Here is an 11337-nt window from a genome sequence, read left to right on the forward strand (position 1 = left end):
GTCGTGCGCGGCCTGCGGGTGCGGCTGGCGGCGCTGCTCGCGGACGGCGACCCGGCCGCGCCGGGTCCGTGGTGGCGCCGGAAGCGCGTGCTGGCTGTCGTGGCGGCCGGCGTCCTGGTCGCCGCCGCGGTCGCGGGCGTCCTCGCCCTCACCGCCGAGCCCGGTCCCGAGCGCATCACTCTGACCCGGGCCCTGACCCTCGTCGCCGACGGCGACGTCACCGGGGCGACCGTCGACGACCGCGCCGCCGAGGTCGTGCTCGAGACGGACGACGGCGAGCTCGTGGCGGACTTCCCGGCCGACTACGCGGACGAGCTCACGCAGACCCTGGTCGACGCCGACGTGCCGCTCGACGCCGAGGCGGGGGAGCGCGGCGCTGCCGCTGACCTCGCGTCCCGGCTGCTGCCGATCCTCATCATCGCGGGGGTCCTGCTGCTCGTGCTCCGCAGCGTCAACCCCAACGGGATGATGAGCCGGCCGCGCAAGGCCCTCGCGTCGGGCGAGGTGCCGTCGGTGACGTTCGCCGACGTCGCGGGCGCGGACGAGGCCGTCGACCAGCTGCGCGAGATGGTCCAGTTCCTGCGCGAGCCCGAGCGGTTCGAGGCCGTGGGCGCGACGCGTCCGCGCGGCGCGCTGCTCGTCGGACCGCCCGGGACGGGCAAGACGCTGCTCGCACGGGCCGTCGCGGGCGAGGCCGAGGTGCCGTTCTTCCCGCTCGCGGGCTCGGACTTCGTCGAGTCCTACGTCGGCGTCGGCGCGCGCCGCGTGCGCGACCTGTTCGCGGAGGCCCGCAAGGCGGAGCGCGCGATCATCTTCATCGACGAGATCGACGCCGTCGGCCGCGCGCGTGGCGGCGCGTCGGGCAACGGTGGCGACGGCGAGCGCGAGAACACGCTCATCTCCCTGCTCAACGAGATGGACGGCTTCGTCGACTCGCACGTCATCGTGCTCGCCGCGACCAACCGCGCCGACACCCTCGACCCCGCCCTGACGCGGCCCGGCCGCCTCGACCGCCAGGTCCAGGTGCCCAACCCCGACCGGCGCGGACGGACCCTGATCCTCGAGGTCCACGCGCAGAGCCGGCCCGTGGGCGACGACGTCGACCTCGTCCGGATCGCGCGGCAGACGCCCGGCATGTCCGGCGCGGACCTCGCGCAGGTCGTCAACGAGGCGTGCATGGAGGCGGCGCGGCGCGGCCAGGGCGTCGTCGACGCCGACTGCTTCCAGTCCGCCGTCGCGACCGTGGCGATGGGCCGCGCGCGCACGTCCGCACTGGTCACCGAGCACGACCGCATGATCACCGCATGGCACGAGGCCGGCCACACGCTCGCGGCCGCGCTGCTGCCCGACGCGGACGACCCGGTGTCGGTCACGATCGTGCCGCGCGGTCCGGCCGGCGGGATCACCTGGATGAGCGGCAACGACGACGTCTTCCTGCCCCGGCGCAAGGCGCTCGCGCAGCTCGTCGTCGCGCTCGCGGGGCGCGCGGCGGAGGAGCGGCTGCTCGACGGCGAGTACACGCAGGGCGCGTCCGGCGACCTGCGGGGTGCGACCGACCTCGCGACCAAGATGGTCACGCAGTACGGCATGACCGACTTCGGGTACGCCCAGGTGGACGCCGAGACCATGCGGGTCGGCGGGCAGGTGGCCGCGCAGGCGCACGCCGCCGTCGACCGCCTGCTGCGCGAGGCGCACGTGCAGGCGACCACGCTGCTCGCCGCGCACGGCCCGCTGCTCGAGGCGGTCGCCGCCGCGCTGCTGGTCGAGGAGACCCTGTCCGCCGCGCGCGTGCGGGAGATCATCGCGGAGTTCGAGGCCGTCCCCGCCTGACCCGGCTCGCCACCCGCCGCACACCCGTCCGTGCGGCGCACGTGACGCGTGTGGCCCTTGTGGCTCTGGAGAAGGCGCACCAGCCACATGAGCTCCATCCACACCATGCGCCGCACATCTGGGGGCGGCGTCGGTCGGCGGACGGCCGGAGCGGCCGCGTGTACCACCTGGCCCGTCGCCGTCCTGGTCGCCACCCGTCCGTGCGGCGCGTGTGACGCGTGGGGCCGTTGTGGCTCTGGAGAAGGCGCACCAGCCACATGGAGCTCCATCCGCACCATGCGCCGCACATCTGGGGGCGGGTCGGTCGGCGGACGCGGCGGGAGCGGCCGCACGTACCTCCCGCCCGTCGCCGTCCTGGTCGCCACCCGTCCGTGCGGCGCACGTGACGCGTGTGGCCCTTGTGGCTCTGGAGAAGGCGCACCAGCCACATCAGCTCCATCCGCACCATGCGCCGCACGTTCCGGGGGCCCGGGCGGTGCAGTGCCGGCCGGGGCGGTGCACTGCCGGTGGTCAGCGGGGGGCGGACCGGGCGATCCGGAGCGCCCATGCGACGAGCGGCACCTGGAGCGGGAGGCGCAGCCAGGCGACCGCGAGGGCGGCGCGCCGTCGGGGCGTCCGGGGCCGTCGCGAGCGTTGCATGCGGACCGCCATCGTCACGTTCCCCGGCAGCACGCCCACGAGGAGCGCCGCCGTCGCGAGCCCGCCGACGCGACGGGTCCGCGGCACGGCGACGAGCGCGGCGCAGACGAGTTCGGCGACGCCGCTGCCCAGCACCCACGGTCGCGGCCGCCCGAGCCGCGCGGGGATGAGCACCTCGTAGAGCGACGGGCGGACGAGGTGCGTGACCCCGGCGGCGCCGAGCAGCAGCGCCATGCCCAGCACCTGCCGCACGTCGCCGCCCGCACCCCCGCGCGTGGACCCGGCCGCGTGGGGGGTCATCGGCGGGTCACGTCGACGGCGAGCGCACGGTGGTCCGAGAGGCCCGTGTCGACCGCGACGCCGGGCGACACCGCCTCGAGCGGACCGTCCGCGAGGATGTGGTCGAGCTGCTCGACGGGCTCGGTGACGGGGTAGGTCGGCGCGGTGGCGAGCGCGTGCCAGCCCGAGATGCGTCGTGGGCGGTCGCCGTCGAGGTTGAGGTCGCCCATGACGACCACGGGCCGCGGCACCTCGCGCAGCAGGTGCACGAGCCGCCGCAGCTGGTGGGCGTTCCACCCCGGGATGAACGTCAGGTGCGTGGCGACGACGGTCATGCGCCCGTGCGGCCCGTCGATCACCGCGCCCACGGCGGCGCGCGGCTCGTCGTGGACCATCACCGCCTTGTGCCGCCCGGGGAACACGACCGGCACGCGGCCCTTGAGCGCGGGCAGCGCCATCGCGCGCCACTCGAGCACGGGGTAGCGGCTCAGCAGCGCGATGCCGTAGCCGGCCGCGTTGGGCTGCAGGTCGCCGGTGGCCGCCGACCACAGCTCGGGCGTGCCCGCGAGCGTCGCCACGAACCGGTGCTCGGGAGCCCCCATCGCCTCGGCGGCCACCGCCGTGAGGTCGGCCCCGTGCGAGCGCGGCTGGTCGCGGTCGACCTCCTGCATCGCCAGCACGTCGGCGTCCAGGGTGCGCACCGCTCGCGCGAAGCGCTCGACGTCGACGGTGTCGTCGACGAGCGACCGGCCGTGGAGGATGTTGAACGTCGCGAGGCGCATCGCCTCGATCCTGCCGCTCGGGCTGCGAGGCCGCACCCGGTCGTGTACACACCAGGCATGGTCGACGACGCCGGACGTGAAGCGCTCCAGGACGGCCTGCGGAAGACCGCGGTCGCCCTGGGCAAGGCCGACATCCCCTACGCGCTGTGCGGGACGTACGCCGCGTGGGCGCGCGGGGCGCCCGAACCCCTGCACGACGCCGACTTCGTGATCCGCGAGGAGGACGTCGAGCGTGCGCGGGACGCGCTCGAGCAGGCGGGCCTCGAGCTGCGGGACCCCGCGGAGGACTGGTTGTTCAAGGCGTACAACGAGGGTCAGCTCATCGACATCCTCTTCCGCATGGTCGGGGAGCCGGTCGAGATGGACGTGTTCGAGCGCTGCGACACCATGGAGGTGCTGGCCGTCCGGATGCCCGTGCTGAGCGCGACGGACCTCATGGACACCAAGCTGCGCGTGCTGAACGAGCACTACTGCGACTACGCGCGTCTGCTGCCCGTCGCGCGCGCCCTGCGCGAGCAGGTCGACTGGGACATGGTGCGCCGCGAGTGCGCCGACAACCCGTTCGCGAGCAACTTCCTCAACCTGCTCGTCGACCTCGAGATCGTCGCGCCGCCCGCCTGACGCCGGCGCCGCGTCAGAGCCAGGTCACGACGCGGACGACGGTCCCGGAGCCCGTGGTGCGCATCTGCACGAGGTCGCACAGCCGGTTGACCATCCACAGGCCCCGCCCGCGCTCCTGGTCGGGCGTCGGCGCGCGGCGTCCGACGAGCGGGTCGGCGAGGCGGCCGTGGTCGCTGACCTCGAGCACGAGCGCCTCGTCGTCGCGCCACGCGCGCAGCACGCCGCCGCCGCCGCCGTGGTCGATGCTGTTGGACGCGAGCTCGCTGACGGCGAGCGCGAGGTCGTCCGCCCGGCCGGGCGGGAGGCCTGCGTCGGCCGCGTGGGCACGCGCGACGCGGCGCACCCCGGACAGCAGCCCGGCCGCGAACGCGAGCTCCTCGACCGGACCGGTCGGCTCCGGCAGCGGATGGGTCTCGAGCTCGGCCGTGCGGTCGACCCCGGCCCAGGCCGCCGACGGTGCCGGCCCGTGGTGCGCCGTCACCTCGGGGTGGTGCCGCAGGGCTGCGGCGAGCACCTCGGGCGGGAGGGTGCGGGCGTCGTAGGGGCACAGCAACCACAGCGCCGTGTCGTGCGGCACCGCGAGGTTGAGCATCGCCTCGTGGATCTGCGCCTCGACGAGCTCCGCGGGCCGGCGCCCGGCCCAGACGGGGCCGCCGATGCCGCGCACCCGATACCCCTCGTGCGCCGCGACGAACTCGCTCCAGGCCGGGATGATCCGCGCCGGGTTGCGGCCGAGCTCCGCCATGTCGACGTTCAGCACGCGCTGCGCGCGCCGGCCGAGGGCGGTCCGCAGCGGCGCCCACTGCTCCGCGACGAGCGCGACCATGACGGGTTCGCCGCGGTCGAGGCCCTCGCGGACGAAGGGCACGGTCACGTCGAGGAAGTGCTCGACGGAGTCCCAGAGGAACGCCTGGTGGCGGTAGGCGCTGCGCCCGGGGGCGGACGCGGGGGCCGGGGCGACGGTCGTCACGCGACTCCCTCCGCACGTCGGTCGGCGGTCCCCCGAACGCCCCTGCGTCACCCGAGAGGGTGACTGGTGCAACGGTAAACCTCCGCGTGCGCGCTGCCCAGGAACGGACGGGGTGATTCCCGGCGGATCGCCGCGGCGCGCGGCCGTGCTGAGCTGGGCCCGGCACTAGCCTTCGGCCCATGCCCCTCGTCGACGCCGCCGGTGAGCGCCGCGACCTGGGCGCCCTGCTGCGCAGCCGGATCCCGATCGTCGTGATCGAGACCCGGGACGAGGACCGGGCGCGCGACGCCGTCCTCGACATCGCGCGCTCGCGGACGCCGCCGCTGCCCGTCTTCGAGTGGGCCGTGACCGGCGGGCTGCGTCGCGCGGACCTCGACGTGGGCCCCGCCCAGCGCTTCCACCAGGGGCCCGAGGGCGTGCTGCAGTTCGTCCGCGACGGCCTGGCCGGGCTCTACGTCCTCCTCGACTTCCACCCGTACCTGCGCCAGCCCGTGACGGTGCGCCTGCTCAAGGACATCGCGCAGGCCCACGACGACGTGCACCGCACCGTGGTCCTCATCAGCCACGAGGTCGAGCTGCCGGCCGAGCTCGAGCACCTCGCGGCCCGGCTCACGCTCGCCTTCCCGACCCGCGAGGAGCGGCGCGCGATCGTCGACGAGGTCGCGCGCGAGTGGGCGACCACGCACGGGATGCTCGTCCGGGCGGACGAGACGTCGATCGGGCTGCTCGTCGAGAACCTCGCGGGCCTCTCGGTCGCGGACACCCGGCGCCTCGCGCGTGCGGCCGTGCACGACGACGGCGCGATCACGCGCAGCGACGTGCCCGCGGTCATGCGCGCGAAGTACGAGCTGCTGTCCCGCGGCGGCGTGCTGACCTACGAGTACGACACCGCGGCGCCGTCGGACCTCGCGGGTCTGGACCGGCTCACCACGTGGCTGTCCCGGCGCATGCCCGCGTTCGACGGCTCGGCCGCGGCCCTCGACCCGCCGCGCGGCGTGCTGCTGCTGGGCGTCCAGGGCTGCGGCAAGAGCCTCGCCGCGAAGGTGGCCGCCGGGATCTTCGGGGTGCCCCTGCTGCGGCTGGACCTCGGCGCGATCGGCGACAAGTACGTCGGCGAGTCCGAGCGGCGCCTGCGCGAGAGCCTCGCGACGGCGGACGTCATGGCGCCGTGCGTCGTCTGGGTCGACGAGATCGAGAAGGGCCTCGCGACGTCCGACGGCGACACCGGGACGTCGCAGCGCGTGCTCGGCACGTTCCTCACGTGGCTCGCCGAGCACCGCTCGCGCGTGTTCCTCGTCGCGACCGCCAACGACATCTCACGGCTGCCGCCCGAGCTCATGCGCAAGGGCCGCTTCGACGAGATCTTCTTCGTCGACCTGCCCGACACCGCCGCGCGCGCGCGGATCCTGCGCGTGCACGCCGCCCGGCGCGACGTCGTGCTGTCCGACGAGGAGGTGACCGCGCTCGCCGCCGCGTGCGACGGCTTCTCGGGCGCGGAGATCGAGCAGGCCGTGGTCTCGGCCGCCTACGCCGCGCACGCCGAGGGCGGCGTCGTGCCCGCGGTGCAGGCGCGGCACGTCGAGGCGGAGCTGCGCGCGACGCGCCCGCTGAGCGTCGTCATGGCCGAGCAGGTGGCGGCGCTGCGGGCCTGGGCCGCGGGCCGGACGGTGCCGGCGGCCTGACGCAGGCGGTCAGTCCGCGCCGGCGGCCAGCCGGACGGCCTGCTCCTCCGCCGACGTGCGGACGCGGCCGAGCAGACCACGCAGGCGCTCGGCGTCGCCCTCGTCGAGCCCGAACGCCGCACCGATGGCGGGCGCGACGCCGCGCGCACGGTCCTGCATCGCCCGGCCCTCGTCGGTCAGGCTCACCACGACGGACCGCTCGTCCTCGGGGCGGCGTCGGCGGACCACGAGCCCGCGCGCCTCGAGCCGCTTGAGCAGCGGCGACACCGTGCCGTAGTCCAGGTCGAGCTGCTCGACGACCTCGCGCACGGAGAGGTCGCCGTGCTCCCAGAGCACCACCAGGACGAGGTACTGCGGGTACGTGAGGTCGAGCGGGTCGAGGACCTGGCGGTACACCGACGTCAGGAGCCGCGAGGCCGCGTAGAGGTCGAAGCACAGCATGTCCGTCAGGGGGAGCGGAGGTCCCTCGTCGGTGTCCATGACGTGAATCCTAGGCCACGGTGTTGACGTCCACAATTACCTCGTGCACGATGTAGTTGCGAGCGAGGCAACCGTCTCGCCGGATCGGGAGGACGTGACATGCCGTTCATCGCCAGCACCACAGCCGGGTCAGCAGAGGCGGACGTCGAGCTCTACTACGAGGACCACGGCACCGGGCAGCCCGTCGTGCTGATCCACGGGTACCCGCTCGACGGCTCCTCGTGGGAGAAGCAGACGGCCGCCCTGCTCGACGCCGGCTACCGGGTCGTGACGTACGACCGCCGCGGCTTCGGCCGGTCCACCAAGACCACCGTGGGCTACGACTACGACACGTTCGCCGCCGACCTCGACGCCGTCCTCACGGGCCTCGACCTGCGCGACGTCGTCCTGGCGGGCTTCTCGATGGGCTCGGGCGAGGTCGCGCGCTACCTCGGCCGGTACGGCTCGGACCGCATCGCGAAGGCGGCCCTGCTCGCTGCGCTCCAGCCCTTCCTGCTCCGGACGGACGACAACCCGTCCGGCGTGCCGCACGACGTGTTCGACGGCATCTCTGCCGACGCGACGGCCGACCGCTTCGCGTGGTTCGACGCGTTCTTCGCCGACTTCTACAACCTCGACGAGAACCTCGGCAGCCGGATCAGCGAGGCCGCGGTGCGCGCGAGCTGGACCGTGGCGGCCGGCTCGTCGCCGCACGCCGCCGCCGGCGTGGTGCCGTCGTGGCTGACCGACTTCCGCGACGACGTCACCGCGGTGCGCGGTGCGGGCATCCCGGTCCTGGTCCTGCACGGCACCGCCGACCGCATCCTGCCCGTCGACGCGACGGCGAGGCAGCTGCGCGAGCGGCTGCCCGAGGCGACGTACGTCGAGATCGAGGGCGCCCCGCACGGTCTCCTGTGGACGCACGCCGACGAGGTGACCGCAGCGCTGCTCGCGTTCGTGCGGGCCTGAGTGGACCGGCACGGCGCCCCGGGTGGTCGAGCCGCCCGGGGCGTCGTGCCGACGTCGCCCCACCAGGCACCCGGGTGAACCGTCACCCGCCCCCTCCCGCGCCGAGGCCCGCCTGCCCTAGCGTGTGGCCGACGATGCCCGCCGCCGCCAGGCCGGGCGCCGTCGCCGACCGTCCGGACCAGGGGGACCCGTGCTGCGCTACCTGCCGATCGTCGTGGAGCTGGCACTCCTCGTGTACTGCCTCATCGACTGCATCCAGACGGAGGCGGGCGCGGAGCGGAACCTCAACAAGACGGTGTGGATCTTCATCATCATCCTCATCCCGATCGCCGGCCCGGTCGCGTGGCTGGTCGCCGGGCGCCCGACGAAGCAGGGAGCCGGCCGGTCCGTGCCGTGGCCGTCCACGCAGACGGCGGGGTTCCCCGAGTACGAGCGGCCGGCACCGCCGCGCGGGCCCGACGACGACCCAGAGTTCCTCGCGGGGATCGCACGCAAGGAGCAGGCCGAGCACGAGCGGCTGCTCGCCGAGTGGGAGGCGCAGCTGCGCGAGCGCGAGGCGCGGCTCCGACCGCCGTCGGACGACGACGAGGGCACGCGCCCGGCCGACGAGGACAAGCGGCCCGCCGACTCCTGACCCGCGTCCCCGCGATCCCCTAGCGTGGCGCCCATGACGGACCGACGCCCGCTCCTGCTGCTCGACACCGCGTCGCTGTACTTCCGGGCGTTCTTCGGCGTGCCGGACTCGGTCAAGGCCCCGGACGGCACGCCCGTGAACGCCGTCCGCGGTCTCCTCGACATGACGGCGCGGCTCGTGACCGCGCGCAGGCCCGAGGGGCTCGTCGCCTGCTGGGACGACGACTGGCGGCCCGCGTTCCGCGTCGAGGCCATCCCGAGCTACAAGGCCCACCGGGTCGCGCAGGGCGACGAGGAGGAGGTCCCGGACCTCCTCACCGCGCAGATCCCCGTGATCGTCGAGGTCCTCGAGGCGTTCGGCATCGCGCGCGTCGGCGCCCCGGGGTTCGAGGCCGACGACGTCATCGGGACGCTCACGGCACGCGAGACGGCGCTCCCGGCGGGGGAGCGCCGGCCCGTCGAGGTGGTGACCGGGGACCGGGACCTGTTCCAGCTGGTCGACGACGCGCTCGGGGTGCGGGTGCTCTACACGTCGCGCGGGATCAGCGACCTCGACGTCGTCGACCAGGCGCGCCTCGCCGAGAAGTACGACGTCGTGAGCGGCCAGGCGTACGCGGAGATGGCGGTCCTGCGCGGTGACAGCAGCGACGGGCTGCCGGGCGTCGCGGGCATCGGCGAGAAGACCGCGGCCGCGATGCTGCACCGCTACGGGTCGCTCGACGGCATCCTCGCCGCGCTCGAGGCCCGTGACCCCGGGCTCACGCAGGCCCAGCGCCGCCGGCTCACCGAGGGCCTGCCGTACCTCGCCGTCGCCCAGGGCGTGGTCAACGTCGCACGCGACGCCCCCGTGGCCGACGCCGACGACGCCCTCCCGCGCACGGCCGCGGACCCGGACCGGCTCGTCGAGCTCGCGCAGCGCTGGGGCCTCACGTCGAGCGTCGCCCGCCTGGTCGACGCCCTCGCCGCGGGCTCCTGACGTGGACGTCATGGGTCGGTATGCCGTGCTGCTGCGCGGGGTGAACGTCGGAGGGGTCACGGTGCGGTCGGCGGACCTCCGCGCGCTGCTCGCCGAGCTGCCGCTCTCCGACGTCTCGACGCTCCTCGCGTCGGGCAACGTCGTGTGCCGGTACGACGGCGACGCCCGCGCGCTCAAGGAGCTGGTCGAGGCGGCGCTGCGCGAGCGGTTCGGCTACGACGCCTGGGTCGTCGTGCTCACCGCCGAGCGGCTCGCGGAGCTCCTCGACGCGTGCCCCTACCCGGCGGACTCCGAGACGCACCAGACCTACGTGACGGTGACGTCCGACCCGGCCCGGCTCGACGAGCTCGACGAGGCGATCGCCGAGGCGGCGCCGGACGCGCCCCGCGTCCGGCTCGGACCCGAGGCCGCCGCGTGGCAGGCGGTCGTCGGCGGGACCCTCGACGACCCGCAGAGCAAGGCCGGCTCCAAGCCGCGCTACAAGCCGTGGATCACCGACCGCAACCTGCGGACCATGCTCAAGATCCGCGCGGCGCTCGAGAAGCTCCCCGCCTGACCGCGCGGCGACGCCGGGGCGACGCCGTCAGGCCAGCGTGCCGATCTGCGCCACGAGGTCCGGCAGCAGGAGCGCGACCCCGCCGAGCGCCGCGCCCGCGGTGACGAGCGTGAGGACGGCCACCCACATCCCGGCGGGGACGCGGGTGAGCCGCGCGAGCTGGTCCGGGTCGGACGTCCGGGCGCCCGTCCGTCGCGTCGCCACCAGCTCGAGCACCGCGCGGGGCGCGCCCAGCAGCAGGAAGAACGTGAGGGTCAGCGCGACCGCGAACTGCCACGCCGGCGGCACCCACCACGAGACCGCGAAGACCCCGGCGCCGCAGACCAGCACGACCCACAGGCCGAAGAGGTTCCGGATCTGCAGCAGCAGCAGCGCGAGCAGCAGGAGGACGCCCCACAGGAGCGCGACGGCCCGCCCGGTCGAGAGCAGCGCGGCCGCCGCGAGCCCGACGAGCGCCGGACCCGTGTAGCCCGCGAGCAGCGTCACGACCATCCCGGGCCCGCGCGGGCGCCCGCGGGACACCGTGAGGCCCGAGGTGTCGGAGTGCAGGCGGATGCCCGTGAGCCGGCGACCGCTGAGCACCGCGGCGACGGCGTGCCCGCCCTCGTGCGCGACCGTCACGAGGTGCCGCGTCACGCGCCACAGCCAGGGCACCAGGACGAGCAGCAGCGCGACACCCGCCGTCGCGAGGACGACGCCCGCGGGCGGCAGGGGCTGCGTCGCGAGGACGCGGGACCAGAGCTCGTCGATCACGGCGTCATCGTGCCAGGCGCCGGCGCGGCCGCGGTCGCGGCCCGGCCGACCGCCGCCTCACCAGCGTCCCGCGGCGGCCAGCGCCGTGAGCGTGCCCGCAGCCAGCGGCGCGTCGAGCACGAGCACGTCGTCGACGACGACGTCGGCACTCGCCCCGGTCGCCGCGGCCACGGTCAGCACCAGCGGCG

General features: G+C 75.1%; 12 protein-coding genes. 7 read left to right on the forward strand and 5 right to left on the reverse strand.

Translation table 11 applies throughout. The features are described from left to right. On the forward strand, positions 1 to 1830 hold a 1830-nt coding region (locus tag ICW40_RS17475), incomplete at its 5' end, for an ATP-dependent metallopeptidase FtsH/Yme1/Tma family protein (protein WP_221655281.1). 510 nt (positions 1831 to 2340) lie between these two features. Here ICW40_RS17475 and ICW40_RS17480 read toward each other — a convergent pair. Together ICW40_RS17480 and ICW40_RS17485 are read right to left on the reverse strand one after the other, a co-directional pair. Then, the gene (locus ICW40_RS17480) at positions 2341 to 2769 is read right to left on the reverse strand and encodes a DoxX family protein (protein ID WP_260459397.1); all 429 of its coding nucleotides are present in this window, start codon (positions 2767 to 2769) and stop codon (positions 2341 to 2343) included. Then, positions 2766 to 3530, reverse strand: coding sequence for an endonuclease/exonuclease/phosphatase family protein (locus tag ICW40_RS17485; RefSeq protein WP_221655282.1), 765 nt, complete (start codon positions 3528 to 3530; stop codon positions 2766 to 2768). The genes ICW40_RS17480 and ICW40_RS17485 overlap by 4 nt, the downstream gene beginning before the upstream one ends. 57 nt (positions 3531 to 3587) lie before the next feature. On the opposite strand from ICW40_RS17485, the gene ICW40_RS17490 reads away from it, so the two are divergent. Next, positions 3588 to 4151: a nucleotidyltransferase family protein gene (locus tag ICW40_RS17490; protein ID WP_221655283.1), complete on the forward strand. Its 564-nt coding sequence runs from the start codon at positions 3588 to 3590 to the stop codon at positions 4149 to 4151. Between the two features lie 13 nt (positions 4152 to 4164). Here ICW40_RS17490 and ICW40_RS17495 read toward each other — a convergent pair whose 3' ends face one another. Continuing rightward, entirely contained in the window at positions 4165 to 5121 is a 957-nt protein-coding gene (locus ICW40_RS17495; protein WP_221655284.1) for a sensor histidine kinase, read from the reverse strand. Between the two features lie 179 nt (positions 5122 to 5300). Between ICW40_RS17495 and ICW40_RS17500 the strand changes: the two genes are divergently transcribed. Beyond that, entirely contained in the window at positions 5301 to 6803 is a 1503-nt protein-coding gene (locus ICW40_RS17500) for an AAA family ATPase (protein ID WP_221655285.1), read from the forward strand. A gap of 9 nt (positions 6804 to 6812) precedes the next feature. On the opposite strand, the gene ICW40_RS17505 is transcribed toward ICW40_RS17500, so the two are convergent. After that, positions 6813 to 7283, reverse strand: coding sequence for a MarR family winged helix-turn-helix transcriptional regulator (locus ICW40_RS17505; RefSeq protein WP_260459399.1), 471 nt, complete (start codon positions 7281 to 7283; stop codon positions 6813 to 6815). Positions 7284 to 7382: 99 nt separating this feature from the next. Between ICW40_RS17505 and ICW40_RS17510 the strand changes: the two genes are divergently transcribed. The 4 genes from ICW40_RS17510 to ICW40_RS17525 all read left to right on the forward strand — a co-directional run bounded on the left by ICW40_RS17510 (position 7383) and on the right by ICW40_RS17525 (position 10396). Continuing rightward, entirely contained in the window at positions 7383 to 8231 is an 849-nt protein-coding gene (locus ICW40_RS17510) for an alpha/beta fold hydrolase (protein ID WP_221655286.1), read from the forward strand. A 190-nt stretch (positions 8232 to 8421) separates the two neighbouring features. Beyond that, positions 8422 to 8865 carry a PLDc N-terminal domain-containing protein gene (locus ICW40_RS17515; RefSeq protein ID WP_221655287.1) on the forward strand — a complete coding sequence of 148 codons (444 nt, stop codon included), beginning with the start codon at positions 8422 to 8424 and terminating at the stop codon, positions 8863 to 8865. Positions 8866 to 8898: 33 nt separating this feature from the next. After that, positions 8899 to 9840 carry a 5'-3' exonuclease gene (locus ICW40_RS17520; protein ID WP_221655288.1) on the forward strand — a complete coding sequence of 314 codons (942 nt, stop codon included), beginning with the start codon at positions 8899 to 8901 and terminating at the stop codon, positions 9838 to 9840. Between the two features lie 10 nt (positions 9841 to 9850). Beyond that, positions 9851 to 10396 carry a DUF1697 domain-containing protein gene (locus ICW40_RS17525; RefSeq protein WP_221655289.1) on the forward strand — a complete coding sequence of 182 codons (546 nt, stop codon included), beginning with the start codon at positions 9851 to 9853 and terminating at the stop codon, positions 10394 to 10396. 27 nt (positions 10397 to 10423) lie between these two features. On the opposite strand, the gene ICW40_RS17530 is transcribed toward ICW40_RS17525, so the two are convergent. Beyond that, complete coding sequence (locus ICW40_RS17530) at positions 10424 to 11149, reverse strand: M50 family metallopeptidase (RefSeq protein ID WP_221655290.1); 726 nt, start codon at positions 11147 to 11149, stop codon at positions 10424 to 10426. Between the last annotated feature and the right edge of the window lie 188 nt (positions 11150 to 11337).

The sequence above is a fragment of the Actinotalea ferrariae genome, from assembly GCF_019733465.1.
GTDB lineage: Bacteria > Actinomycetota > Actinomycetes > Actinomycetales > Cellulomonadaceae > Actinotalea > Actinotalea ferrariae_A.